Origin of the sequence: Pseudonocardia sp., assembly GCF_025965585.1 — a bacterium.
In the GTDB taxonomy this organism is placed as follows: domain Bacteria; phylum Actinomycetota; class Actinomycetes; order Mycobacteriales; family Pseudonocardiaceae; genus Pseudonocardia.
This window is the reverse complement of record NZ_JAOPWR010000508.1, coordinates 1-26,405: the sequence shown is the minus strand read 5'-3', so window position 1 is coordinate 26,405 and position 26,405 is coordinate 1. Positions and strand designations below refer to the sequence as shown.

Below are 26,405 nucleotides of genomic sequence, written 5' to 3'. Positions count from 1 at the left end.
ACGCCCGCGCTGCAGGGGATGCTCGCGACCCGCGGCCTGATCGTCACCGACGCCTGGTCCTTCCCGCTCTACGGCGGCACCGTGCTCCTCGCGGCCCGTCGAGGTGGCCGTCCGGCCCCGTCCGTCGTGGCGATCGTCGAGGACGAGAAGAACATCGGCGTGCTGGACGCGGCCGCACTACGGAAGCTGCACGACCGGGTCGACGTCTCGACATCGGCGTTGCGCGACCTGCTGTACGACGCTCGCCGGGCGGGAGACAGGGTCTACGGATACAGCGCCGCGTCCCGCGCCGTGGCGCTCCTGCACCTCGCGGGTCTCCAGGACGGTCTCCTCCACGGCGTCGCGGACGCCTCGCCGGCGAAGCAGGGCTGCCGCATGCCCGGTACCACCGTCCCGGTGATCACCCCGGACGAGCTCGTGACCGGTCGGCCGGACGTGGTTCTTCTGTTCGTCTCCGACCTGTTGTCCGAGGTTCGGTTGGCACTGCCGGAGATCGAGGCGTCCGGTGCGAACTGGATCGACGCCGGGGCTGGTCCAAATGGGACGGGCACCACCTGAGTGGCCGAGCCGTAGGTGTCCGTGTGTAACGACGCCCGGGCGTCCGGCGAGTGATGGTCTGCGGGTCGACATCCGGGCCCGTCGCCATTCGGTCGAGCTGCGGGGGCATCGGGAAGCCGCGACCGCGGGGGATGGAACGAGGGGAAGCGTTGAGTTCTCGGCTGGGCCTCGGCAGTACAACGTCGCGGTCGACCACCTCCGGGCGGTCGTGGCGACCATCGGCACACCTTCCCGGCTTCAAGTCCGGGCCGACCGTTCCGCGCCGGGAGCGCTGGGAGACCCGCTACACGGCGTCCAGTGTCGCCTCCGATGTCCTGGCCATCGGCGTCGCCGTCCTCGTCGGCTCTCTGCTCGGCCTCGGCAGCTTCGTCCCGCAGTTCGGACATGTCGCCGTCGGCGTCGGCGTGGTGGCCGGGCTGCTCATGGTCCTGGGCCTGGTCATCTCCCGCGCGTGGGACCCACGGGTCCTCGGGCAGGGCGCGGAAGAGTTCAGCCGGGTGTTGCGCGCCGTCGTCACCAGCGCCGTTGTGCTCGGCCTGCTCGGCCTCGCCCTGCAGGCCACCGCACCTCGGCCGTGGGTCTTCGGGCTGATGCCCATGGCCGGCGTGCTGATGGTGCTCGGCCGCCTCGCGCTGCGCGCCCGCCTGCACGCGCTGCGCAGGCGGGGCCGCTGCGCCCTGCCGGTGCTGGCCGTAGGCACCATCGAGTCGGTCACCGACCTCATCGTCCGTACCCGTCGCGACACCAGTCGGGGCTGGGTCGTCACCGGCGTCTGCACCCCGACGGGCGCCGCGCGCTGCGGGGCTGACGGCATTCTCGGCGTGCCCGTCGTCGGCGATCTCGACACCGTCGCCGACAGCACCCGCGAGGGCCGCCACCGCGTCGTCGCCGTCTGCCCCACCCCCGGCTGGTCGCCCTCCCGGCTCCACCAGCTCGCCTGGAACCTCGAGGAGGCCCCCACCGAGCTCGTGGTCGATCCGGGGCTGATGGAGGTGGCCGGGCCGCGCCTGCACATCGACCCCGTCGACGGGCTACCGCTGCTGCGGCTCACGCGCCCCACCTTCACCGGCGTGCCGTGGGTGGCCAAGCACGCCATCGACCGTTGCGGCTCCGCGCTGCTGCTCTTCCTCATCGCGCCGGTGCTGCTCGTGCTCGCCATCGGCGTCAAGCTCGACGGTGGTGGCCCGGTGTTCTTCCGCCAGACCAGGGTGGGGCGCCACGGCCGTGAGTTCACGATGCTGAAGTTCCGCTCGATGGTCGTCGACGCAGAGGCCAAGCTCGTCGAGCTCGTCGCCGCCAACGACGGTGCCGGCCCCCTGTTCAAGTTGAAGACCGACCCGCGCATCACCCGTGTCGGGGCGTTCCTACGCCGCTACTCGCTCGACGAGCTGCCACAGCTGGTCAATGTGCTGACCGGGGCGATGTCGCTCGTCGGCCCGCGTCCGCCGCTGCCCGCCGAGGTCGCCACGTACGGCCGCGACGCCCAGCGGAGGCTGCTCGTCAAGCCCGGGCTCACGGGGCTGTGGCAGATCAGCGGGCGCAGCGACCTGTCGTGGGAGCAGTCCGTGCGGCTCGATCTGCGCTACGTCGAGAACTGGAACCTCGCCCTCGACGCCCTCATCCTCTGGAAGACCTTCGGCGCGGTCGTCAACAGCCGCGGAGCCTACTGATCGAGGAGACCTCGGTGACCGGCATCAGCTTCGACCGCTCCACCGCCCTGCAGGACCGCCTGCACCAGCTCGTCCCGGGCGGCGCCCACACCTTCGCGAAGGGGTCCGACCAGTACCCCGAGGGCATGGCGCCCGTGCTGGTCGGCGGGTCCGGCGCCCGCGTCCGCGACGTCGACGGCAACGAGTTCGTCGAGTACGGGATGGGAATGCGTGCCGTCACCCTCGGACACGGCTACGCGCCGGTCGTCGAGGCCGTCCGTGAGGTGCTGGCCGGGGGCGTGTCCTTCACCCGGCCCACCGAGCTGGAGTTGGCCGCCGCGGAGGACTTCCTCGCGCTCGTACCCGGCGCCGACATGGTCAAGTTCTGCAAGAACGCCTCTGACGCCACCAGCACCGCCATCCGGCTGGCGCGCGCGGCCACCGGTCGTGAGCTCGTCGGCCTGTGCCACGACCAGCCGTACTTCTCCTCGCAGGACTGGTTCGTCGGCACGCTGCCGATCAACACCGGCGTGCCCGCGGCCGTCCGCTCGCTCGTGCGCACGTTCGGCTACAACGACCTCGAGTCGCTCCGCCGGATGCTGGAGGAGAACGACGGCGCCGTCGCGTGTGTGATGCTCGAGGCGGCCAGCGCGCTGGCCGAGCCCGAGCCGGGCTTCCTCGAGGGCGTGCGCGCGCTCTGCGACGCCCACGGCACCGTCCTCGTGTTCGACGAGACCATCACCGGATTCCGGTGGGCGGCCGGGGGAGCGCAGTCCGTCTACGGCATCACCCCCGACCTCTCGACGTGGGGGAAGGCGATGGGCAACGGGTTCCCCATCGCCGCGCTCGCCGGCCGCCGCGACCTCATGGAGCTCGGCGGGCTGAACACCGACCGGGAGCGGGTGTTCCTGCTCTCCAGCACCCACGGCGCCGAGACCGCGTCTCTCGCCGCGTTCCGCGCGGTCGTGCGCGCCTACGCCGAGACCGACCCGGTCGCCACCATGGAGAGACAGGGGCGCCTGCTCGCCGACGGCGTCAACGCCGTGGCGGCCGAAGCCGGCATCGGCGAGTATTTGTCGGTCATCGGGCGCTCCTCGTGCCTGGTATTCCGTACCGCTGACGCCACCGGCGTGCCGTCGCAGGCGATGCGCACCCTGTACCTCTCGGAGATCCTGCAGCGCGGGGTGCTCGGCCAGTCGTACGTCATCTCCGCGGCGCACACCGACGCCGACGTCGAGCAGACGGTCGAGGCGGCCAGGGGCGCCACTGCGGCCTATCGCAAGGCGCTGGAGACCGGCCGCCCTGAGGACCTGTTCGCGGGACGGCCGGTGGCGCCCGCGCATCGCCTGCACGCCGCACCCCGACGGCTGGCGGCGCGCGCCGAATCGGCCGTTCGCCCCATCCGTTCCAGTTGGTCGGAGTAATGCGGCGATTACTCGAATCGAGTAGCCCAGTGCAGATCACGAACGAACACCGAGATCGGGGAGGCAGACGGTGAGCCCGCTGCAGCAGTACACCAGGCGTATCGCCCGGCGCTGGGTTCTCATTCTCGCGGTCGCGATGATCGGGGGCGTTCTGGCCACCATGTGGGCGCACACGCGCGACGGTCCGACGTGGACGGCCACGGCCGCGCTGACGGCCCAGTCGCAGTTGCACTCGCCCGACCAGGACGCCGTGCTGGCGCTCGGCTATGTGGACTACTTCAACCAGCCCAGCTACCAGCAGCTGCTCGCCACCGAGGTGCACATCCCGGCCGGCGTGAAGCTCTCGGCCGCCACCGCCGCAACCAGCCCTGTCCTCTACATCGAGGCCAGTGGCACCGATGAGGCATCGGTGCGCAGCGCAGCAGCGGTCGCCGCCGAGACCTTCCGCAACGACGTTCGACAGAGCCTCGTCGCCGAGAACCAGCGGGTGGCGACCGGACTGCAGACACAGGTCGCCAACTCCCTTCAGCAGTTGCAGCAGCCCGGCGTGACACCCGGCGAGAGCAACGTGATCCTCGACCAGATCCGCTCGCTGCAGGGCCAGATCACCGTCGTCCAGGCCGACGACACCAACCAGCTCAAGCAGCTGCAGCCCGTGCCCGGGGTCGCGAGCACGAAGTCGAGCACCACGGTCGCCGCCGCGACCGGCCTCGCGGGTGGCGCCGTTCTGGGCATCCTCATCGCGCTGCTGTTCTCCGCGCTGGACAACCGTCTCCGAACCCCGGCCGACGTGCGCCAGCACCTCCGGCTCGACACCCTGGCCAACTTCGAGGCGAACGCCGACCCCGTGCAGCGCACCCGCCGCGTGCAGGCCATGGCCAACGCAATGAGCCTCTTCACGAGGTCCGGTCCCACCGTGGTCGCCGTGGTCGCGCCGCGCGGCGGACGCACGTCTGCCGCCTTCGCCCGGGAGCTCGCGGGCATCTGGTCCACCCGGCGCGCCGGCACGCTGCTGATCCTGGCCAACCTGCGCTCCACAGAGAGTGTCCGGCGGTACGGCGTCCGGGGGCTCGTCAACGTCCTCGACGGTGAGACCAGCGTGGTGGGCGCTACGGTGACGGAGCGGCGGGGTCTCCGGGTGCTCCCGTCCGGTGATCCCGGTGGCCGCGATCCGTACGTGGTGGTGGAGCCCGACCGGCTGGTCGAGGTCATCGAAGAGGCGTCGAGGTCCTACGGACTGGTGATCATCGACGCCCCACCCGTGGACGATGCAGCGGAGAGCCAGGTCGTCTGTGCCGTCGCCGATCACGTTCTGGTCGTCGTCGAGAGTGGCGTGACCACCGCCAAGGACGCCGTGGAAGCCGTGGCGCTGCTGAACGCCGTCAACACCCGGGTCGCGGGCGTGGTGATCGACCAGCAGGCCGGTGCCGCCGAGGCACAGGCCTGCGTGGACGGCGCCGCGGACGACGACAGCCTCCCGACCAGGGTGCTGAAGCACGTCCACCTGCGGCCGCGGCGGCGGGTGGCGGTGCTCCGCCTCCGCCGGGGCGCCTCCGCCGAGCCGACGGCCGTGGACATGGTGAAGGCCACCCGGCCCCGGCCCGCCCCGGCAGGAGCCGGCGCGCCGGCTCTGCACGGTGAGCGGGCGTCCGCCCCCGGCACCGACAAGGGCCAGCCCAGCCCGTTCCCGCGGCCGCGCAAGGGCGTCGCCGGGACGGAGCACGGTGCGGACGTACCGGAACAGGTCATGGACCGCTCGTGGTCCGGCAGGTGACACCGCTGCTGCCCATCGTGTTGCGGGCGGGCCGGCCGTCTCCGCTGCGCGAGGCGGCAGCGCCCTTCGGGCCGGTGGGAACCGGTGTCCTGCTCGCCGCCGTCACAGTCCTGGTCGCCGGTGTCACCTTCGCAGGTCCGGTCGCCGGCCCGGCCGGAGTCCTGCTGGTGGCCCTGGGCGGTGCTGTCGCGGCGCTCGTGTTCGGCTCGCCCACGGCGGCGATCCTGATCCTGTTGTTCGCCTCGTTCCTCCGGCTGGCCGTGCCGGTGCACGGGCTGCCGGCCGAGCCCATGGTGCTCGTGCTGGCGGGTCTCGTCGTGTCGACGGTCCTCGCGGGGCTGCGGGGGAAGCTGCGGCTGCACTTCGGGGCGCTCGAGATGGCGATGGTCGCCTACCTGCTCTGGAACATCGTCTCCGCTGTGCTTCCACACGACTACCCGCCGGTGGAGCCGAGCAGCGGCGCGCCGATCGTCGTCTACCGGTTCATCCTCACGGGAACGGTTCTGCCGTTCGTCGCCTACGTCGTCGGACGGTCGGCGCTCCGCTCGGAGCGGGCGGTCCGGCCCGTCCTGATCACCGTGGTCGCACTCGCCGGCTGGTCGGCGTTGCTCAGCATCATGCAGTTCACCGGGCCGAACGCCCTCGTCTGGCCCCGCTACATCGTGGACGCACCGAACTGGTCCGACCGCGCGGTCGGGATCTTCAACCAGCCCGTCGTCAACGGGCTGGTGATGGTGGCGGGATTCGTCACGGCCACGTTCATGGCGCAGGATCGCGCGCTCGCGCGCTGGCCGCGGATCACGTGTGCCCTGGTCGCCGTCCTGTGTGTGCTGGGGATCTACCTGACCAGGACGCGGGCGGTCTGGCTGGTCTTCGGCGTCGGAGTGCTGGTGTGCGCGGTCTTCGCGCGGGGCGCTCGTACCGGGTTCGTCGTGACGTTGACGGCCGCGGCGCTGTTCGTCGGAGTGAACTGGTCGACCTTCACCAGCTCCGACCGTGCAGCGGGCGGAGTGGGGTCGGCGAACGAGGTCGAGGACCGGCTGAACACGATCGCGACGTCGGTCTGGGCGATCGAGCAGAAGCCGTTGACCGGATGGGGCATCGCCCGGTTCGAGGAGGTCAACACCTACCACCACCAGCAATGGGACCCCACGGTGAGCTACGAGCGCGGGTACTCGATCCCGTCGCACGAGAACGAGCTGGGCATCGCCGCCGAGCTGGGGCTTCCGGGACTCGCGGTATGGCTCACGGTCCTGGGCCTGATGCTGTGGCAACTGTTCGTCGCGCTGCGGAAGCTCCCCGTGCGCGGTCTCGGCGGGAGACCCTTCGGCCTCCTCGCCCTGACGGTGCTCGGAGTGTGGGTGGTGTGCGGGTTCACCGTCGACCTGCGCTACTTCGACTTCGCCAACCTGCTCGTCTTCCTGCTCGTCGGAGCCGCGGTCGGGCTCGCGAACGCGCAGCCACCGCCCGCCCGCGAGCCGTCCCGGCGGCCCGGCCTTCCCCGTCCGCGGCAGCTGGCTGGGGTGTCGTCGTGACCCCCCGCGCCGGCCGGGCGCTGTGTGTGTCCACGAGCCTGGAGACCCGCGGCGGCATCTCCAGCTACGTCCGGATGCTGCGGGGTACGGAGCTGTGGGCCCGCTGGGAGATCGAACACGTCTCCACCCACCGTGACGGCGGCGCCGTCTCCAAGGCAGGCGCGTTCGCCGCGGGGATGCGGCACTACGTCGTCGCTCTGCTGCTGCGCCGTCCGGACGTGGTGCATCTGCACATGTCGTCCTACGGCAGCTTCGTGCGCAAAGCGCTCCTGTTCTGGACGGCGTGGGTACTGCGGGTGCCCGCGATCGTGCACGTACACGGCTCGGAGTTCGACGTCTTCCACGACCGCTTACCGGCACCGCTGCGTGCGGTCGTGCGCAGCACGCTCGGCCACGCGTCAGCCGTGGTGGCTCTCGGCGACTGCTGGGGAGCGCGGCTCTCGGCGATCGCGCCCGCGGCCCGCGTCGTCATCGTGCCGAACGGGGTGCGGATCCCACCTGCGCGCACCGGGGGCATCGGGGATCCGCCGCAGGTGGTCTTCCTCGGCGAGATCGGCGAGCGGAAGGGTGCTTTCACGCTGCTGGAGGCCTGGGCGAAGCTCGCCGCGGAGCCTGAGACCCTCGGCGACGCGCATCTCACGCTGGCCGGGGACCGCGAGGTGGAGCGGGCCCGCAGGCTCGCCGAGGAGGACGGCGTCCGCGGATCGGTCACGGTGCGCAGCTGGCTGCAGCCCGCCGAGGTCGCCGATCTTCTCGGGCGCGCCGACGTTCTCGTCCTGCCGTCCCGCAGCGAGGGCCAGCCCATGGCGCTCCTCGAGGCCATGGCGCACGGGATGTGCGTCGTCGCCAGCGACGTGGGCGGTATCCCGGAGATGCTCGCGCACGGGCGGGCCGGGATGCTCGTACCGCCCGACGACGTCGAAGCGCTCGGGTCGGCCCTGCGCCGTGTGCTCACCGACACCGGGCTGCGGCAGGAGCTAGGGGCCGCCGCCCGCGACCGCGTCCTCGCCGAGTACGACATCGACGTGGTGTGGCGTCGGTTCGACACCCTCTACCGCGAGGCGGCCCGGCGATGAGCCTCTTGCGCAGACCGGTGCGGCGAAGCGGGCCGCTGCGAGTGCTCTTCGTCGTCCCCGACCTGCAGGTCGGAGGCGCCGAGCGGCACGCCGCCACGCTGGCTCCCGCGCTGGACCCCGCGTTCTTCTCGCCGTCGGTGGTCTGCATCGGCGAGGAGGGTGCGCTGTTCGCCGGGCTCGCGGCCACCGGGGTGCCGGCCCGCGCCCTGCACCACAGGCGCAACCCGGTCGCCGCGCTGCTGGCACTGGTGACGCTGATCCGGCGGGAGCGTCCGGACGTCTTGATCACCCGCGGTTACAGTGCCGAGGGACTGGGGCGGGTGGCGGCGATCCTCACTCGCGTCCCCCGCTCGGTGGTGTGGGTCCACAACTGCGGCGATGTCGCGCGACGAAGCCGGGTGCGGACCGCGATCGACCGCATCCTCGAACCCGCCACCAGCGCCTACTACGCCGTCGCGAACGGGCAGCGGCCGTACATGACCGGCGAGCTGCGCTACCCGGACGCCAAGATCGAGGTCATCCACAACGGCGTCGACCCTGCGCGCTACACACCTCGCCCCGCCGGTGCGGGCGACGCCGGCCTCGCCGCCGAGCTCGGTCTCGACCCGCACGCGCCGGTGGTGGGATCCGTCGCGGTGCTGCGACCGGAGAAAGACCACGAGTCGTTGCTGCGCGCGATGCGGCTCGTCGTCGACGAGCTCCCCGACGCGCAGCTGCTGGTGGTCGGGGACGGCCCCCTGCGTCCCGCGCTGACGGCGCTGGCCGCGGAGCTCGGCATCGCCGCGTCGGTCGTGTTCGCCGGCTCGCGTCCGGATGTCGGCAGGGTTCTCGGCCTCGTCGACGTCGTGGCGCTGAGCTCGCGCACCGTCGAATGCTTCCCCATGGCGTTGCTCGAGGCGATGGCCTCGGGCATCCCAACGGTCGGGACGGCGATCGGCGGGGTCCCGGAGATGATCGAGGACGGTGTCACCGGCCACCTCGTGCCGCCACGTGACCCGCGTGCGATGGCCGACGCGCTGGTGAAGATGCTGAGCGATCCGGCCGGCACCGCGGCGATGGGGGCGGCCGCGCGGCGGCGGGTCGAGTCGGAGTTCACGCTGGAGCGCTCGGTGCGAGCGGCGGAGGCCGCGATCGCACGGACCGCGGGGCGCGATCCGCATCAGCGGCCGGTGCGCCTGACGGTCGTGATGGACCTGACGTTCGTCGGCGGCGCCGAGCTGCTCCTGCTGAACCTGATGCGGCACGTCGACCGGACCGTCGTGGAACCCCGCGTGGTCTGCCTGCGCGAGGAGGGCCCGCTCGCCGGCGAGTTCCGGGCCGCGGACGTGCCCGTCGCGGTGCTCGACCGGAGCGGTCGGTACGACCTCACCACGCTGCCCCGGCTGGTGGCGCTCCTGCGCGCTGACCGCACAGACGTCGTGCTCGTGAACCACCACCACCGGGCTGCGCTGACCCTGGGCCGACTCGCCGCCCGGCTGGCCCGGGTGCCGGCCAACATCGTGGCCGCCCACGACATGGACCTGACCCGCGTCGGCGGTCGGGTGCTGCCCCGCCGCGACGTCGAGACGTTGTTCCTCTCCGACGCGCTCGTGCTGTTGGCGCCCAGCCAGAGCCGTTACCTGCGCGCGGAGGAAGGCGTCGGGACGAGGCCGTGGCGGCGGGCACGCGAGGTCGTGATCACCAACGGCATCGACCTGCCGCCGGCACCGACGGCCGCCGACCGGGCAGCCGCACGCGAACGGCTCGGGCTCGACTACGGCCACGTCGTGCTCGGCATCGTCGCCCGGCTGAGTCCGCAGAAGGCCCACGGCGTACTGCTGCGGGCCGTCGCTGCCCTCGCCCCCACCTGCCCCGGGATGCGACTCGTCGTCGTCGGCGGTGGTGAGGAGCAGTCGGCGCTCACCGCCCTCACCGCGGAACTGGGCATCACCGACCGCGTCCTGTTCACCGGAGTCCGCCGCGACGTCGCGAGGCTGCTGCCCGCGTTCGACATCGCGTGCCTGTCGTCGATGCACGAGGGCGTGCCGCTGACGGTGCTCGAGTCGATGGCCGCAGCACTGCCCGTCGTCGCGACCGAGGTCGGTGCGCTGCGGGATCTGATCGCGGATGGGGTGGAGGGGTACCTCGTGCCGGCAGGCGACCATGTCGCGCTCGCCGCCCGGCTGGCCGCGCTGATCGACGACCCCGGTGGGCGGGTCGCGATGGGAGCGCGGGCGCGGGCCCGCGCGGAACGGGAGTTCGCGATCGACCACACGGTGCAGGGCTACCAGCAGCTCCTCACAGACCTGGTGGCGAGATGACGCGCGTACTGATCCTCGTCGAGAACCTGTCGGTGCCCTTCGACCGGCGGGTCTGGCAGGAGAGCCTGGCGCTCACCCGGGCCGGTCACGAGGTCGTGGTCATCTGCCCCAGGGGTGCCCGTCGCGACACCGAGCCCGAGATCGTGATCGACGGCGTGCGGATCCTCCGTTACCCCCTGCGGGCGGCCACCGGCGGTCCGGCCGGGTACGTCCGTGAGTACGGCCTCGCGCTATGGCACACCATCCGGCTCGCGCTGCGGGTCCGCCGGGAGGGCCCGGTCGACGTGGTGCAGGCGTGCAACCCGCCCGACCTGCTGTTCCTGGCCGCCCTGCCGCTCCTTGTAGGCGGCGCGAAGTTCGTTTTCGACCACCACGACCTGGTTCCGGAGCTGTTCCGCTCCCGCTTCGCCGGTGGCGGGGAGTGGCTGTTCCGCGTCGCCGTCGTGCTGGAGCGGATCACCTTCGCCCTGGCCGACGCGGTGATCAGCACCAACGAGAGCTACCGCCGGGTCGCCCTCACGCGCGGCCACAAGCGGCCCGAGCTCGTGCAGGTGGTCCGGAGCGCCCCGGACCTCACCAGGTTCCTCCAGCGCGACCCGGTCCCGTCGCTGCGGCGTGGCCGGGCCTACCTGGCGGCGTATGTCGGCGTGATGGGGCCCCAGGACGGCGTCGACTACGCCCTGCGGGCACTGGCGTACCTGCATCACGACATGGGCCGCGACGACCTGCACACCATCTTCATGGGCAGCGGTGACGCGTTCGACGAGATGGTGGTGCTCGCGCGCGAGCTCGGACTCTCCGACCACGTGGAGTTCACCGGCAGGGTGTCCGACGAGTTCCTGCAGCACTGCCTGTCCACCGCCGATGTGTGCCTGTCACCCGATCCCCGCAACCCACTCAACGACGTCTCCACCATGAACAAGGTCGTCGAGTACATGGCGATGGGCCGTCCGCTCGTCTCGTTCGACCTCGTCGAGGCGCGGGTGTCGGCGGGTGCGGCGGCTGTCTACGTGCCGCCGAACGACGAGGCGGCCTTCGGCAAGGAGCTCGGCGCGCTCCTTGACGATCCGGACCGGCGCCGGGAGATGGGCGAGATCGGCCGGGCGCGGGTGGCGGACGAGCTGTCGTGGGCCGTGTCGGAGCGGAACCTCGTCGCGTTCTACGAGCGGCTCGTCGCCGGCGGACGCCGGCGTCGCGGGGGGGCGAGGGGTCGTTGATCACCACCGAACGATGGAGCTGGTACGCCGCGCGGGCATTGGCGATGAGCCCACGCGAGGTCGCCTGGCGGGCCGGGGCGAAGGCGGCTGCGATCACGTCGCCGCTCCTGCGCCGGGGTTCGCGTCCTGGACCGCTCGTCGAGGACGACGACTGGAGCGCGGCCTACGCCCGGTTCCGCGCCGCCGAAGGAGGCCCCGTGCTGCTGGATGCCGCGCGTGCGCCCGAGTTGGCGACCGCCCATCCGGGCGACGCCGCGACGGTCCTCGCCGCGGCGGATGCCGTGCTGGAGCGCCGGTTCGGGTACTTCGGTCAGGACGCCGTCGCCTTCCCGGGGGACGTGGTCGACTGGAACCTCGACCCGCGGGCCGGGCACCGCTGGCCGCTCGTCCCGTCCGTGGGCATCGACCATCGCACCTGCCCGGGGGATCCCAAGTGGATCTGGGAGCTCAACCGCCTCCAGCACCTGACCTGGCTCGCTCAGGCGTGGCTGTTCACCGGTGAGCGCCGCTACGCGGACGGCGCGCTGGAGCAGCTCGACAGCTGGATCGCGCAGAACCCGGTCGGCCAGGGAATCGCCTGGCGCGGGGGATTCGAGGCGGGGGTCCGTGCCTCGTCGGTCGCCGTGGCGCTGCAGGGGTTGCGCGACGCGCCGGGTCTCACCGTCGACCGCTACCGCCGGGCTGTCACGCTGCTCGCCGCCTGCCGGGAGCGCGCGTGGCGCGATCGGTCGCGGTTCAGCTCGGCCAACAACCACCTGATCGGCGAGATGGCCGGGGTCGCGGTCGTCGCCATCCTCTTCCCCGAGCTCGCCGGTGCGGCCGAGGCGGAGCTGCGCGCGATGGCCGTGCTGTCGGCTGAGGCCGACCGGCAGATCCTCCCCGACGGTGTCGGTGCCGAGCAGTCCTCGGGCTATCAGGCCTTCACGGGCGACATGCTGCTCCTCCCGGTTGCCCTGCTCCGGCTGCGCGGTGACCGGCCGCCCGCGGCGATCGTCGGAGCCTTGCGGCGCAGCGCACGGTTCCTGGACGCGTTGTGCGCCGACGGCGAGCCGCCTGTGTCCTACGGGGACGACGACGGCGGGTTCGCGCTCCGGCTGCATGCCGACCCGATCCCGACCGTGGGCAGGCACCTCGCCGCCGTCGCTGGAACCGTGGCCGGGGCACCGGCGCACGCCCCCGACCTCGCCGCGGCGTGGCTCGCCGGGCCGGGCGCCTCCGTTCCGACGGAGCGCTCCGCCACACCGGGTGACCTCTATGCCCCCGACGGTGGGCTGGTGGTGCTGCGTCGCGCCGACCGCAGGATCACGATGGACGTCGGACCACTGGGGTATCTCTCGATCGCTGCCCACGGCCACGCCGACGCGCTGTCGATGACCCTCACGGCGGGTGGGCGCGAGCTGGTCGTCGACCCCGGCACGGGGAGTTACTACGCGGAGCCCGCGTGGCGCGCCGCGTTCCGCGGCACCCGCATGCACGCCACCGCGTCCGTCGACGATCTCGACCAGTCCGTGGCCGGTGGACCGTTCCTGTGGAACCGGCACGCCGTCACCACCGTGCGCGCCGTGGACACCGTCCGCGGCCTGGTGGAGGCCGAGCACGACGGCTACCGGCGTCTGCCCGACCCTGTGACCCACCGCCGTTACCTGCTCGTCCCGCCCGACCTCGTCTCGCCGGAGGGCGACACGGTACTGGTGGTCGACCTGTTCACGGGCTCGGGCGAACACCGGGTCCGGACCGCCTGGCCGCTGCACCCGGAGCTCGAGGTGAGCACCGGCGGAGACGGGCACCGGGTCGACCGGGCCGGGGTGCCGGAGCTGCGCGTGACCACCGCGGCCACGGCGGCGCCGGCGTTGTATGCCGTGCGTGGTGACGAGGAGAGGCGGATCGGCTGGTGGTCACGAAGGTTCGAGTCGCGTACCTCCGCCTGGCTGGTGGGTGTGGTCCTCGAGCGGCGGCCGCTTCCGCTGGTCGTGGCCACGCTCCTCACGATGTCGGAGGCCGCCGCGCCGTCGGGGCTCACCGTCGAGCTCCGTGACGGCCGGATCGAAGCGCGATGGACGGCGGGCGGCCGCCGTGCGGTCATCGGGATCGACACGACCACGGCCGGTGCGGTGTCGATCTCCGCGACCGATATGACAAACAGGGGGGACTGAAGTGTGCGGGATCGTCGGGGTCATGCGGTTCGACGGCGCGCCGGTGCCGCACGCTCTGTTGCGTGCGATGGCCGACCGGCTCACCCACCGAGGACCTGATGCCGACGGCTATTGGACAGCGGGATCCGTCGGCTTCGGCCACCGCCGATTGTCGATCATCGATGTGGCCTCCTCCGCCCAGCCGATGGCCGGCCCCGGCGACCGGTTGCACCTGTCCTTCAACGGCGAGATCCTCAACTACCGCTCGCTGCGCGGCGATCTCTCGTTCCCGTTCCGCACCGAGGGCGACACCGAGACCCTGCTGGCGGCCCACCAGGTGCACGGTCGTGATGCGGTGCACCTCCTGCAGGGCCAGTTCGCCTACGCCCTCCACGACGCCGACGACGGCGAGCTGCTGCTGGTCCGTGACCGGCTGGGCATCCTGCCGCTCTACTATCACGTCGACGCCACCATGATCGTGTTCGCCTCGGAGATCAAGGCGCTGCTGCCCGCGCTCCCCGCGGGGCCGCAGATCGACACGGCAAGCCTGGACGACTACCTGGCTCTGCGTTCGGTGCCCGCGCCGAACACTCTCTTCGCCGGCGTCCGGAAGCTCCCCGCCGGCCACCGGCTGCGGGTGACGGCGACCGGTACGACGAGGCTCGAGCGCTACTGGACGCTCCCGACCGGGACGCGTCGGGGGGTGGATCCTGCGGCGGCCGTCGAGGAGGTCTCCATCGCGCTCGAACAGGCCATCGAGGCCGCGATGGTGGCCGACGTCCCTCTGGGGGCATATCTGTCCGGGGGCGTCGACTCCAGCCTCGTCGTCGCCCTGATGACCCGCCTGCGCGGCGGCACCGGTGTCGAGACCTTCGCCGCTGGCTTCGGTGACCCCCGCACCGACGAACTGCCCCATGCACGCCGTGTCAGCGAGCTCATGCACACCCGCCACCACGAGGTCGTGCTGGCGCCACGGGACTTCACCGAGCTGTGGCCCCTGCTGACGTGGCACCGAGACGCCCCGGTGTCCGAGCCCTCCGACATCGCGATGTACAGGCTGGCCGAACTCGCGCGCGGGCACGTCAGGGTGGTCCTCTCGGGTGAGGGCAGTGACGAGCTGTTCGCCGGCTATCCGAAGTATCGCGCGGCGCCGAAGCTCGCCCTCGCCGGCCGGATCCCCGCCGCGCTCCGCCTGCCCGCCGTCAACGCGCTGCAGCGCAGGCTTCCCCCCTCGGCCGCCCGCGCGCGGATCGCGCTGCGCACGCTCAGCGGCGCCACCGAGGAGGAACGGCTACGCACCTGGTTCGCCCCCTTCACCGCGTCGGAACGGCACGAGCTCGTCGGCCGATGGGGTCGGCACCCGCGCTCCGCGCACCCCGCTGACGGTGATCTCGTGCGGCGGATGCTGGCAGCGGACGTCGCGTCCTGGCTCCCGGACAACCTCCTCGAACGGGGCGACCGGATGTCGATGGCCGCGTCGGTGGAACTGCGGCCCCCGTTCCTCGACCACCGGCTCGTCGAGCTGGCGTTCGGGCTGCCCTCGTCGCTGAAGGTCCGGGGTGGCACCACGAAGTGGATCGTGAAGGAGGTGGCCCGCCGCCACCTTCCCGACGAGATCGTCGACCGGCGCAAGGTCGGCTTCCGGGTGCCGATGGATGCCTGGTTCCGCGGAGCCCTCGAGGACATGGCCTGGGACCTGCTCCGGGATCCGGACTCGCTGGCCACCACCCTGATGGACCGGCCGGCCGTGACCCGGCTGCTGGAGCGGCATCGGGCCGGCACCGCCAACGAGGAGGCCCGGATCTGGCCGTTGCTGTCACTCGAGGTGTGGTACCGCGCCTTCTTCCGCGACACCGCGCCGGAGCGGCCCGCCGAGGTGGTGCGATGAGGAGGAGCCGCACGGCTGCCCGTTTCGCGGTGCTGTGCGTGCTCGTGCTCAGCGCGAGCTGTGATCCGGGTCTGGGGATGGCCGCCCAGACGGCGCCGGACCTGTCGAGCGGGGCAGGTCCGGACGTGTCCATGCCCGAGGCTGTCAGCACGGGCCCACGAGCCGGGCTGATCTGGACCGGCGACGCCGAGACCGGTGATCTCTCCCAGTTCCGCGACGCGCCGTGGAACAATGTCGGCGGAACACCGCCGCAGGTGGTGACCAGCCCCGTGCGCGACGGCAAGTACGCCATCAAGCTCGGGATCCCCGGTGCCACGACGCCCGCTGACGGAATCTGCTGCGGCTCTCGCGACGAGCTGCTACCGAAGGTGCCCGATCTCGAGGAGTGCGACGACCTGTACTTCGGGTTCTCCACCTATCTGGCGCCCGGCTTCCCGGTCGCCGACGTGTGGCAGCTGATCACGCAGTTCAAGCAGAACTTCGACGGTCCGCCGCCGCTGGGGCTCTACGTCGAGCAGGGCCATTACAGAATCGAAGGCGGGGACGGGCTGCCCCCAGGGCCGAAGCCGTTCATCATCCCCCTCAGCGCCGCGACCACCGGTCGGTGGGAGGACTGGGTGCTGCATGTCAAGTTCTCCACGAAGCCGGCGATCGGGTTCGTCGAGGTGTGGCAGAACGGTGTTCTCGTGCTGCCGCGCTATGCGCCGGCGTCCGGGACGCTCTACCCGGGGACCGGCTCGGAGGCGGGGAGCTACGTCAAGACCGGCCCGTATCGAGACCCGGCGATCACCACGCCGGAGACCATGTACCTCGACAACTGGCGGATCGGGACCACCTATGCCTCCGTTGCTCGCTAGCCGCGGCGTCCGCCGCGCCGCGTCCACCCTCGCCACGGTCCTGCTGCTCGTTCTCGCCGGAGGATGCGGGACGGGCAGCGCCGCCGACACGCCGGCCCCGACACCCCAGCCCGTGGGGCAGATCCTGTGGACCGGCAACGCCGAGACCGGAGACATGTCGCAGTTCAAGGACACCCCCTACAATGTGGTCAAAGGTCTGACCCCGCAGGTCGTCCAGGAGCCGGTGCGCGGCGGCCGGTACGCGATCCGGTTGGGGATCACCGGGCCGTCGACCCCCGCGGACGGGGTGTGCTGCGGTTCGCGTGACGAGATCGTTCCCGAATTCCCCGACGCCGTCGCCGGTGACGATCTCTATGTCGCCGTGTCCACCTATCTCGCGCCCGGGTTCCCGGTCGAGGCCCACTGGCAGACGATCGTCCAGTTCAAACAGGACGTCGACGGATCGGCACCGGTGTCGGTCAACGTGGAGAACGGCTCCTACCGCCTCGAGGGGGGCTACGGGGCGCCGAGCGGATCGCATCCGTTCACCATTCCAATGGGGACGGCGGTGACCGGACAGTGGGTCGACTGGGTGCTGCACGTGAAGTTCTCGCCCGACCCGGCTGTCGGATTCGTCGAGGTGTGGCGGAACGGGGCGCTCGTCGTGCCCCGATACGCCCCGGTCGCGGGCACACTCTACGCCGCGCCGCCTGGCCAGGTGACCAGCGAGATCAAGTTCGGTTACTTCCGGGACCCCACCATCGTGCCGCCGGGAACGATCTACATCGACGACGCCCGCATCGGGACCTCTTTGGACATCGTCCGGCACTGACCCCCGTCCGTGTCACGACGTCTCACCGGATGCGGTCCGGTCCGGGCATCCGCGACTCCACGAGATCGAATACGCGCGCGAACCCCTGCCGACTCGCCTCGATCTGGGAGCGGGCACGTTCCCGCAGCGGCTCCCTGACCCGCGGGGCGCGCTCCCACGCGGCCTCGACCGCCGCATCGAGCCGGGTGCCGAGATCCGGCTCATCGAGTCGGACCAGCTCGAGACCGCCGCCGCCGAACATCGCATCGAGGCCGAGGAACTTGTCGTCGTAGTAGCGGGACGAGCTCAACCCGACCACCGGGATCCCCTGGGACAGCGCGAACACCGCGAGGTGGTACGCGCCGGTGACGAGGATCTGGCAGCGCGACACCTGTCCCGCCGTGGCGTAGGGCGTGACGTAACGCCCGAGCGCGCGGACGGCGTTCGGGTATCCGGCGACCAGCGGAAGCGTCGACCGGCGGTCCTCGGACCGGTACTCGGAGATGATCAGTGGGACGAGCGCGGCCCCCATCCGGCTCGCGAAGCCGCGGACCGACTGCCCGACGGCATCCTTGGTAGCAGCCGCCACCGGCGAGTACCCCGCCACCCGCAGGCAGATGCCGATGCCGTTGCCGGGCACAGCACTCCGCACGCCGTAGCCGAGCTCGATGGCGTCGTCGCCGGTGACGACTACGCGGTCACCGGGCACGCCGAGCCGGGCGAGCAGCTCCGGTCCGCGCAGGCCCTCGCGCAGCGCGATGAGGTCGACCTTCGGCAGGACCTCGGACGCGCGCGCCAGCAGGCCGGGGTCCTCGACGGGCCCGAGCCCCTGGCCGACCATCGCCGCCGGGATGCCGTTGCGGACGGCGTATTCCAGCAGATCCAGCGTGCGGTGGGCCTGCTCCGGATCGACGTCGGTGAAGTAGCCACCCCCCATGGCCAGGACGAGCGAGGCATGACGCAGGGCGACCGTGTCGGTGCCGGAGCGCGTGGACCCGGTGGACCCGCCGGCGGGGCGCAGCATGCGGGCGATCCTCCGCGCGTACCGGCGCGGCACTTCGCGGCCGGTGAGCCAGGCGACCGATGCCGGGCCGACGATCCGGGGCCCGGCACGTTCGGCCAGCCGGCCGAGCGCAGGCTTCCCCGGCCACCCTCCTGCCCCACTGTCCGAGATCGGCTCGGTGCCGGGCGCGAAGCCACGGAGGAGCAGCGGGGCGCTCGTCAGGACACCGATGCGCGCCTGCGGCCATCGCTCTTGCAGCCTGCGGACCGTGACCGCCAGCATGGCGAGATCGCCCTTGTTGGACAGCCAGTACTCCCCGTTCTGCACGACGATCCGCAGGCCAGGAGTGCTCGCACCATCGCTGTGCTCCATCGTCCATCCACTTCGTCGCGATGTGATCCGGGGCCGGGCAATCCGGGTTCGCCGACCTTGCAGTGGCACCCGGGTCGCGTCACGCGCCTGAATGCGGCACGTGGTCGACGCGGGGTGGCGGTCGTGGCGACGGTCGTTGCGGATGATAGCAGTGTCCGCCCCTGGCGGGGCCGATCCGAGCGCGGCCCACCTGCGGTTAACGCATCGGGATGCGACGCCGAGATCACCGACGTGGTGACGCCCGTTCGGCGCCGCCGACGAGGAGGACGCGGACGCTGATGACGGCAGGGGAGACACGCGGCGGATCCGCTGCTGGAGCGAATGCGGTCGACCCCGGGCAGCAGGCACTGAACAGCAAGATCAAGAGAGTCGCCGCCGCCTCGGCTGCGGCGCTGGTCGTCGCGCAGCTGATCTCCCTGGTGCAGACGATCGTGCTGGCTCGGCTGCTGACACCCACCGAGGTCGGCTTGTTCGCCGCGGGCACGGTTCTCACGGCGTTCCTCTCGGACTTCTCCGAGGGCGGCATGCGGGCCGGGCTGGTGCACCGCGACGTCGCTCTCGCCGACGCCGCCGAGACGGTCTTCCGCGGCACGATCGGCACGGGCCTGCTGATGGTGATCGGTGCGCTGGTCGCCTCGCCCGTCATCGGCATCGTCTTCCACAGCGCGGAGGCGGGGGCGATCGCCGCCGCGTCGGCGGGGTCGCTGCTGCTCTACTCGCTCATCAACGTGCCGGAGGCGATGCTCCAGCGGCAGTTCAGCGTCAAGCGCAGGCTGGTCGTCGGCCCGTCGATCTCGATCAGTTTCGCGGTCACGTCCGTCACGCTGGCCCTTCTGGGTTTCGGCGTGTGGAGCCTGGTGATCGGCAGCTACGTGTCCTACGTGGTGTGGGTGGTGGCGGTCTGGGCGATCACCGATTGGCGGCCGGGCCGCGGGAAGTTCACCTGGAGCATGTGGCGCGAGATGGCCCGCTACGGGTTCCCGCTCGTCATGGGCTTCGTCGGGACGCGGACGCGGCAGATGATCGAGTCCGTCGTCGTGGGGCGCGGGCTGAGCACCGCGGCGCTGGGCTTCTACCGCTACGGCACGCGGATCTCGCAGATCCCGGTCAACGTGATCATCGACGTCGTCGCCAACGCCCTGTTCCCCGCCTTCTCGCGGATGTCCGATGACACCGAACGGATGCGCCGGAACTACCTGCAGGCCCTCGGATCGGTCACGCTGTTCGCCGTACCGCTCTCCGGTCTGATCATCGCAGCGGGCGAGCCCGCGGTCGTTGTCCTGCTCGGTGAGCCGTGGCGCGGCGCCGGCATCGCGGTCGTCGCAATGGCGGGGATGGGGTTGGGTAAAGCCTTCACCTGCGTCAGCGAGGAAGCGATCAAAGGCTGTAACCGCACTTCCCTGCTCAACTGGTACACGGCCGTGGAGTTCGGTGTCGGCGTCGTGTCGCTGCTCCTGATCATCCCGTTCGGTCTGGTCGGCGTCGGGCTGGCGATCTCGATCACCCAGCTGACGGTCGGGATATTCTGCCTGTATCTCGCCAAGGGCGTCGTCGGCGTCACGTTCGGCCAGATCGGCCGGACGGTGGTCCCGCCGATAGTGGCCGGTGCCGTCGCGGTCGTCGCTGTCGCACTGCTGGAACACCAGGTCTTCCATTCCGACACCCATGGCATCGCCGTCGGCCTGGGCATGCTCGTGGTCGACACCCTGGCGTTCCTGGTGGTCTACCTCCTCGCGCTGACCGCTGTCGCCCCCGCGATGGTGCGGGCTCTCGTCCCGCTCCTGCTGGGCCGTCGGGCGCGCCGCGGCTAGCACCGCGCTCATCACACGAGGGCGCGTGCGGAGTTCAGCGTCGGCGGAAGACGAAGTACTGGGTCGTCCCCGGCTTCATCGGGATGAGGAACGTGCCCGACAGGTCGAATCCACCTGCCGTGAAGAGGTCCACGATCAGCTGCTTGAGCACCAGCGACGGGTAGCTTCCCGCATCGACGTCGGTAGCCAGCCACTTGTCGATGGCCCCGTCGGCGAGGCAGTCGTCGGTGAACGCGTCGAACACGACGACACCGCCGGGACGGGTGACCCGCATCATCTCCTTGAGGTACCTGCAGATCCCCAGCAGCGGTACGACGACCAGGACCTTGTGCGCGTGGACGAGGTCGATCGAGTCGTCGGGGGTTGCTTTCAGCGTCTTGCCGTCCGTGGCGCGCAGGATCACACCGTAGTTCTCCTGCAGCCACTTCGCCCACGGCGCCGCGGTCTCGTAGACCTCGTAGTGGGAGGGCTTGCACAGCGACCGCACGGGTTCGAGGAACCGAGCCGATCCTGGGCCGATTTCACAGATGCGGTCACGGGTTCCGCTGAACACGTCCAACTCGGTCAGGTGGCCGATGGTCGTGCCGATGGCGCCCGGAACGTTGTACGTGTTCTCGATGTACTCGCCGAGCGGCAGGCCCGCGGCCTGCGCGGCCGCCACCGTCTCCTTGAGCGGCAGGAACGTACTCGGGTCGGACCAGTCTTGATCGCGGCTTCTGACCAATTTGAGATCAGCTAGTCCGAGCAGGCTGTTCGTCCCCTGGAGTACATTTTTCTTGATCGCGCTCGGCATCGATGATCCCTCCGGTCAGCACTGTGTTCGGCAGGTGACTCGGGGGCGAATTCTTATCTGTTACAGCGCGTCAATGCGCAAGCTTGATGACTATGTCCGTCATTGTCCATTTATTCTTTATGTCGGCGGTAGATTGCGACGCGTGGCGCGCGGAGCGGCGGCCGCCGACAACATCGCGCCGGTGACGCCTCCCGGAGGCACCCGGTCGGCCGTGATGGCCCACAGGTGGTGGTCGCGCCGCTCGCCGCCGACGTCGAGGTAACCGGCCATGACGCCTTCACGGCGCATGCCGAGGTGCTCCGCTCCCCACGCGGCGGCGAGGTTGCCCTCGCTGATGGGCGCGATCAGTCGGTGCAGACCCAGCCGGTTCATCGCGTGATCGACCATCATCCCGGCCGCGATGCCCGAGATCCCTGTACTCGCCCAGCGCGAGTCCATCCAGATGCCCATCTCGGCGGTACCGGTATGCGGTGCGATCCACTCGAGTCCGCACTGACCGGCGAGGCGGCCGTCGACCTCGACGACGAGCGGGAGCGAGAGTCCCGCCCGGCCCTCCCTCCGGGCCTGCAGGACGCTTGTCACCCACCGTGCCTCGGTGTGCCGGTCTTCCCAGCACAGGGGCGACGACGCCCACCACGGCTCGATCCGCTCCTGCTCCCGCAGGCGGACCGCGCGCCACTGGTCGGCGTCGCTGACCCTGGGGCTGCGCAGCACCACGCTGTGGCCGGCCACGACCACCGGTCCCAACCGCACGCCCCACGTCCGCCCCGCCGGTGGATGCACCGTCCGGTCGAGCGTGCGGCGAAGCGGCCGCAGGTAGTACCTGATTACCGCCACGAGCGTCACCGCCGAGATCGGAGCGATCATCGAACCAACCCCTCGACGTGTGTGACAGGCGGACGCTTCATCGCCCATACGGGCCTCGGTGTTACGGACATAGGGGCGAAAGGACTCTGAGGAGGAGGTGTCGATCCGTGGCGACCGGACTCGGCCACTCGTTCGGGTCATTCGGTCGGGGCAGGTAACGCAGCGTCGCGGCGCGACGAGCACTGAGTCGTGCGCATTCCTGAGCCCGTCACCACCGGTGAGCGGCCGAGCCTGAGCATCTTCGGCCTCGGGTACGTCGGCTGTGTCTCCGCTGCGTGCCTGGCCTCGCGGGGCCATCTCGTCCTCGGGGTCGATGCCAACCCGCAGAAGACCGCCTTCATCGGCGAGGGCCGGACTCCGATCGTCGAGGAGCGCATCGGCGAGCTGATCGCCGAGGTCGTCGGGTCCGGCGCCCTCAAGGTGAGCGACGACCCGGTCGCGGCCGTCCTCGACACCGACATCACGATCGTGTGCGTCGGAACGCCGTCCGGGGCGGGTGGGGGCCTCTCGACCGAGTACCTGGAGCGCGCCAGCGAGCAGATCGGGAGCGCGCTGGCGGCCAAGGACGGCTGGCACGTCGTGGTCTACCGCAGCACGATGGTCCCCGGCACCTGCGAGAACCTGTTGATCCCGCTGCTGGAGAAGGCTTCGGGCAAGACCGTCGGCGTCGACTTCGGCGTGTGCCTGAACCCGGAGTTCCTCCGCGAGGGCACCAGCGTGCGTGACTTCCTTGACCCTCCGAAGACCGTCGTGGGCGAGAGCGACGAGCGCAGTGGCGCACTCGTGATGAGCCTCTACGACGGCCTGCCTGGACCCCGCTTCTGCGTGCCCATCGCCGTCGCCGAGATGACCAAGTACGTGGACAACAGCTTCCACGCGTTGAAGGTCACCTTCGCCAACGAGATCGGCGCCGTCTGCGCTGCGGTCGGCCTCGACGCCCATGCGGTGATGGACGTCTTCCTCGCCGACACCAAGCTCAACATCAGCCCCGCCTACCTCCGTCCGGGGTTCGCGTTCGGGGGCTCGTGCCTGCCCAAGGACGTCCGGGCGCTCACCCACACAGCGCGCCGCCACGACGTCGACGTGCCGGTGCTGGCCAACGTGCTCGTCTCGAACGAGGCCCATCTGCGCCGCACCGTCGCGCTGATCACCTCGTACGGACGCCGCCGAATCGGGATCCTCGGGCTTTCCTTCAAGGCCGGTACCGACGATCTGCGTGAGAGCCCGCTCGTGGAGCTCGCCGAGCGGCTCGTCGGCAAGGGCTACGACATCCGCATCTACGACCCCAACGTCGCGCTCTCGCGACTGATGGGGGCCAACCGCGCCTACCTCGACGACCGCCTCCCGCACATCTCCGAACTCCTCACCGACGACGCTGACGCCGTGCTCGCGCACGCCGAGGTGTGCGTCGTCGGCTCTCGTGACCCACAGGTCGTCGCCGCCGTCGACGGGATAAGTGCCCACCAGTTCCTGGTGGACCTCGTGCGCCTGCCCGACGCGGACGCCCGTCACGACGACCCCGCCTACACCGGCATCGCCTGGTAGCCGACCGAGTGCGACTCGAAGAAACGGAATCCGACGTGTCCCAGCCCGTCTTCAGCATCCTGTCCTCGGCCTACCGGACCGAGCCCTACCTCGCCGAGACGATCGACTCGGTGGTGGCGCAGACGCTCACCGACTGGGAGCTGATCGTCGTCGACAACGGCATGTCCGACGAGGTCGTCCAGATCGTCGAGAAGTACGCTGACGATCCCCGCATCCGGCTGATCCGGCAGGAGAACAAGGGCCTAGGTGGAGGCATCGACGCGGCTGCTGCCGAGGCAACCGGCCGCTACTTCGCCGTGCTCGACAGTGACGACCTGCTCATGCCGGAGTTCTGTGCACGCACAGCGGCTGTGCTCGACTCCAACCCGGCCGTCGACGTCGTCGGGATCGATGCCTTCCTCTTCGACGATGGCGACGGTCAGGACCAGATCCGCAGCTACCGGCAGTCGGTCGGGATCACGACCGACCCCGACGTCGACCACCGGGTCACGCTTGTCGAGGTGATCGCGGGTGACGTCATCTACTACACGGCCGCGATCCGGGCCGAGGCCTGGAAGGTCGGCAAGGGCTACAGCTGCGACACGCCCAAGGTCGAGGACCTCGCGATGTTCATGCGCATGCTGGCCGCGGGCTGCGACATCCGCGTCATGAACGAGCGGCTGGCGCGTTACCGGCTGCGGGAGAACTCCTTCTCCCGCGATCCGGCTCACGCCGACGCCTTCGAGGACAGCCTCGAGCGCGCGTTCGTGCAGGCCAGCGCGCTGACCGACGCGCTCGAGGTGCAGCATGCGCTCGACACGACCCTTCGTCGCCTGCGGTTCAACCAGGCCATGCGGCGCTCGCGGGCCGCGCTGCTCGCGAACGACGTCGTGACCGCCCGTGACCAGGCCAAGATCGCCTACGCGCAGCGGCGCTCGGCGCGCCCCGCCGCGGTCGTCGCCGGTCTCACGCTCGCCCCCGGAGTCCTGCGCCGCGTGCACCCGGTGAAGCAGCGGGTCAGCCACATCGCCGCGTCGGTCGCGCGCAGCCAGCGGAAGCTGCTCCGGTCGGGAACGTGACCGACCCGTCCGGCGCCCCGGTCGGAGCGCTGGGCGCGATCTTGCGGCGTGGCGCGGCGATGTCCGCGGTGGCGCTCGTGCTCGTGCAGGTCATCTCGCTGGCCCAGACGCTGGTGCTGGCCCGGCTGCTCAGCCCCACCGAGGTCGGGTTGTTCGCCGCGGGCACCGTGCTGGCGACGTTCCTCGCGACGTTCGCCGAGGGTGCGCTGACGCAGGCGCTCATCCAGCGCGGCGACGCGGACCTCGACGACGCGGCCGACACGGTCTTCTGGGTCACGCTCGGCACCGGTCTGCTGATGAGCCTTGTGACGCTCGCTGCGGCCCCGCTGGTCGGGATGGCCTTCGGCGCCTCGGTGGCCGGCACGATCGCCGCCGTCACGTCCGGCACGATGGTGCTGCACGCCGTCACGAACGTCCCCGATGCGCTGATGCAGCGGCGGTTCGACTTCCGCAGGCGATTGATCATCGATCCGGCCACGGTGCTGACCTTCGCCGTCGTCGCGGTCGTGTTCGCTGCGCTGGGGTTCGGTGTCTGGTCCCTCGTCGCCGGTTCCTACGCGCAGATGACGGTCTGGGTCGTCGCGAGCTGGGGACTCGCAGGCTGGCGTCCGGGCCGGGGTCGACCGTCCGTGCGGCTGTGGCGGGAGATGGCGGGCTTCGCCTTCCCTCTGCTGCTCGGATCTGCCGTCGAGCGGATCCGGGACGCAGTGGAGCTCGTCGTCGTCGGTCGGGTGCTGAACACCGCCTCGCTCGGCTTCTACCGCTACGCACGCCGCATCGCGCTCCTGCCCGGCACCGCCGTCATCCAGGCTGGCGCGTTCGTGCTCTTCCCGGCGTTCTCCCGGATCGCCGACGACCCCGAGCGGCTCAGACAGGCCTTCCTGCGCGCGCTGACGTGGATCTGGCTCGCCGCACTGCCCCTCGCGGGGTTGCTGGTCGCTTCCGGCGAGTCCCTCGCCGTGCTGCTGCTGGGCGAGCCGTGGCGTCCCGCGGGTGTCGGGCTGACGGCGATGGCGGGCTTCGGGCTGGGCCAGGCGATGAACGCCGTCACGGCCGAGGTGTTGAAGGGCACCGGCATGTCGCGACGGCTGAACCGTCTGACGGGGGTCGGGGTCTTCAGCGGGATCGGGCTGCTTCTCGTGCTCGTGCCGTTCGGGCTGTTCGGGGTGGGTCTTGCGATGTCGGGTGCGTCACTGGCGGTCGGGCTGACAGGGCTGTGGTCGGTGCGTGACGTCGTCGGTGTCTCGTTCCCCGAGCTGAGCGGTCGACTGCTCCCACCCCTCGTCGCCGCCGCTGTGGCGGTGGCGACGGTGGCGGTGCTGGAACGGACGGTCATCCGGGCAGTCACGTGGCCGCTGCCGATCGGCCTCGGGCTCGTGCTGGCTGAGGCGCTGCTGTTGGGGCTGCTCTACGTCGGGGCGCTGAGGGTGATCGCCCCGGCCGTCGGCTCCGCCGTCATCGGCGCGATCGCAGGCGTCGTACGGCGCTGAACAGGCCTCGCGGGCCCCGCCTCAGCGCTCCAGCTCGGCGGCGCCCAGGCCCGCGATGGCGGCCTGCAGGGGGTCGCGGTGGCCCGGGGTGTCCCACAGCATCCAGGGGCTTGCCCCCGAGCGGTAGGCGGCCTCGAGCGCCGTGCGTTCCTTCACCGTGTCGCACGGGTGCCAGAAGCCCTTGTGCCGGTACGCCAGCATTCTCCCCTGGGCAGCCAGCGGCATGCACGCGTCGGCGATGAGGTCGCCGTTCTCGGGGATGAAGT

General features: G+C 71.1%; 18 protein-coding genes and 2 pseudogenes. 16 read left to right on the top strand and 4 right to left on the bottom strand.

Annotated elements, in window-relative coordinates:
* The 12 genes and pseudogenes from JWR81_RS30970 to JWR81_RS30915 form a co-directional block, all read left to right on the top strand.
* Nucleotides 1-558: pseudogene (locus JWR81_RS30970) on the top strand (transferase); the annotation flags it as partial.
* A gap of 149 nt (nucleotides 559-707) precedes the next feature.
* On the top strand, nucleotides 708-2,228 hold the full coding sequence (locus JWR81_RS30965) for a sugar transferase (protein WP_297661027.1): 1,521 nt from the start codon (nucleotides 708-710) through the stop codon (nucleotides 2,226-2,228).
* A 14-nt stretch (nucleotides 2,229-2,242) separates the two neighbouring features.
* Nucleotides 2,243-3,631, top strand: a complete 1,389-nt coding sequence (locus tag JWR81_RS30960; RefSeq protein WP_297661025.1) for a glutamate-1-semialdehyde 2,1-aminomutase — start codon at nucleotides 2,243-2,245, stop codon at nucleotides 3,629-3,631.
* A gap of 70 nt (nucleotides 3,632-3,701) precedes the next feature.
* Entirely contained in the window at nucleotides 3,702-5,405 is a 1,704-nt protein-coding gene (locus JWR81_RS30955) for a hypothetical protein (protein ID WP_297661023.1), read from the top strand.
* Nucleotides 5,390-6,940 (top strand): O-antigen ligase, encoded by a 1,551-nt coding sequence (locus JWR81_RS30950; protein WP_297661021.1) that lies wholly within the window; start codon nucleotides 5,390-5,392, stop codon nucleotides 6,938-6,940. The genes JWR81_RS30955 and JWR81_RS30950 overlap by 16 nt, the downstream gene beginning before the upstream one ends.
* Nucleotides 6,937-8,016, top strand: a complete 1,080-nt coding sequence (locus tag JWR81_RS30945; protein ID WP_297661019.1) for a glycosyltransferase family 4 protein — start codon at nucleotides 6,937-6,939, stop codon at nucleotides 8,014-8,016. The genes JWR81_RS30950 and JWR81_RS30945 overlap by 4 nt, the downstream gene beginning before the upstream one ends.
* On the top strand, nucleotides 8,013-10,316 hold the full coding sequence (locus JWR81_RS30940) for a glycosyltransferase (RefSeq protein ID WP_297661017.1): 2,304 nt from the start codon (nucleotides 8,013-8,015) through the stop codon (nucleotides 10,314-10,316). Before JWR81_RS30945 ends, JWR81_RS30940 begins: the two co-directional genes overlap by 4 nt.
* On the top strand, nucleotides 10,313-11,533 hold the full coding sequence (locus tag JWR81_RS30935) for a glycosyltransferase family 4 protein (protein WP_297661014.1): 1,221 nt from the start codon (nucleotides 10,313-10,315) through the stop codon (nucleotides 11,531-11,533). The genes JWR81_RS30940 and JWR81_RS30935 overlap by 4 nt, the downstream gene beginning before the upstream one ends.
* Nucleotides 11,530-13,686, top strand: coding sequence for an alginate lyase family protein (locus JWR81_RS30930; protein WP_297661012.1), 2,157 nt, complete (start codon nucleotides 11,530-11,532; stop codon nucleotides 13,684-13,686). The genes JWR81_RS30935 and JWR81_RS30930 overlap by 4 nt, the downstream gene beginning before the upstream one ends.
* 1 nt (nucleotide 13,687) lies before the next feature.
* Nucleotides 13,688-15,553 carry an asparagine synthase (glutamine-hydrolyzing) gene (gene asnB, locus JWR81_RS30925; RefSeq protein ID WP_297661010.1) on the top strand — a complete coding sequence of 622 codons (1,866 nt, stop codon included), beginning with the start codon at nucleotides 13,688-13,690 and terminating at the stop codon, nucleotides 15,551-15,553.
* Nucleotides 15,550-16,410, top strand: coding sequence for a polysaccharide lyase (locus JWR81_RS30920; RefSeq protein ID WP_297661008.1), 861 nt, complete (start codon nucleotides 15,550-15,552; stop codon nucleotides 16,408-16,410). The genes asnB and JWR81_RS30920 overlap by 4 nt, the downstream gene beginning before the upstream one ends.
* Nucleotides 16,400-17,221 (top strand): polysaccharide lyase, encoded by an 822-nt coding sequence (locus tag JWR81_RS30915; RefSeq protein ID WP_297661006.1) that lies wholly within the window; start codon nucleotides 16,400-16,402, stop codon nucleotides 17,219-17,221. Before JWR81_RS30920 ends, JWR81_RS30915 begins: the two co-directional genes overlap by 11 nt.
* Nucleotides 17,222-17,243: 22 nt before the next feature.
* On the opposite strand, the gene JWR81_RS30910 is transcribed toward JWR81_RS30915, so the two are convergent.
* Nucleotides 17,244-18,575 (bottom strand): polysaccharide pyruvyl transferase family protein, encoded by a 1,332-nt coding sequence (locus JWR81_RS30910; protein WP_297661004.1) that lies wholly within the window; start codon nucleotides 18,573-18,575, stop codon nucleotides 17,244-17,246.
* A 278-nt stretch (nucleotides 18,576-18,853) separates the two neighbouring features.
* Between JWR81_RS30910 and JWR81_RS30905 the strand changes: the two genes are divergently transcribed.
* Nucleotides 18,854-20,386, top strand: coding sequence for an oligosaccharide flippase family protein (locus tag JWR81_RS30905; RefSeq protein WP_297661003.1), 1,533 nt, complete (start codon nucleotides 18,854-18,856; stop codon nucleotides 20,384-20,386).
* Nucleotides 20,387-20,420: 34 nt separating this feature from the next.
* Here the strand turns inward: JWR81_RS30905 and JWR81_RS30900 are convergent, their stop codons facing one another.
* Together JWR81_RS30900 and JWR81_RS30895 are read right to left on the bottom strand one after the other, a co-directional pair.
* On the bottom strand, nucleotides 20,421-21,179 hold the full coding sequence (locus JWR81_RS30900; RefSeq protein WP_297661001.1) for a methyltransferase domain-containing protein: 759 nt from the start codon (nucleotides 21,177-21,179) through the stop codon (nucleotides 20,421-20,423).
* Between the two features lie 117 nt (nucleotides 21,180-21,296).
* Nucleotides 21,297-22,046: a GNAT family protein gene (locus tag JWR81_RS30895; protein ID WP_297661000.1), complete on the bottom strand. Its 750-nt coding sequence runs from the start codon at nucleotides 22,044-22,046 to the stop codon at nucleotides 21,297-21,299.
* Between the two features lie 189 nt (nucleotides 22,047-22,235).
* Here JWR81_RS30895 and JWR81_RS30890 point away from each other — a divergent pair, with 189 nt between their 5' ends.
* From JWR81_RS30890 to JWR81_RS30880, 3 genes are read left to right on the top strand one after another with little or no spacing between them, the layout of a single operon-like run.
* Complete coding sequence (locus JWR81_RS30890; RefSeq protein ID WP_297660998.1) at nucleotides 22,236-23,591, top strand: nucleotide sugar dehydrogenase; 1,356 nt, start codon at nucleotides 22,236-22,238, stop codon at nucleotides 23,589-23,591.
* A gap of 35 nt (nucleotides 23,592-23,626) precedes the next feature.
* The gene (locus tag JWR81_RS30885; protein ID WP_297660996.1) at nucleotides 23,627-24,649 is read left to right on the top strand and encodes a glycosyltransferase family A protein; all 1,023 of its coding nucleotides are present in this window, start codon (nucleotides 23,627-23,629) and stop codon (nucleotides 24,647-24,649) included.
* A complete protein-coding gene (locus JWR81_RS30880) occupies nucleotides 24,646-26,139 on the top strand; it encodes an oligosaccharide flippase family protein (RefSeq protein WP_297660994.1) in 1,494 nt (497 codons plus the stop codon). Before JWR81_RS30885 ends, JWR81_RS30880 begins: the two co-directional genes overlap by 4 nt.
* Nucleotides 26,140-26,160: 21 nt before the next feature.
* Here the strand turns inward: JWR81_RS30880 and JWR81_RS30875 are convergent.
* Nucleotides 26,161-26,405: pseudogene (locus JWR81_RS30875) on the bottom strand (glucose-1-phosphate cytidylyltransferase); the annotation flags it as partial.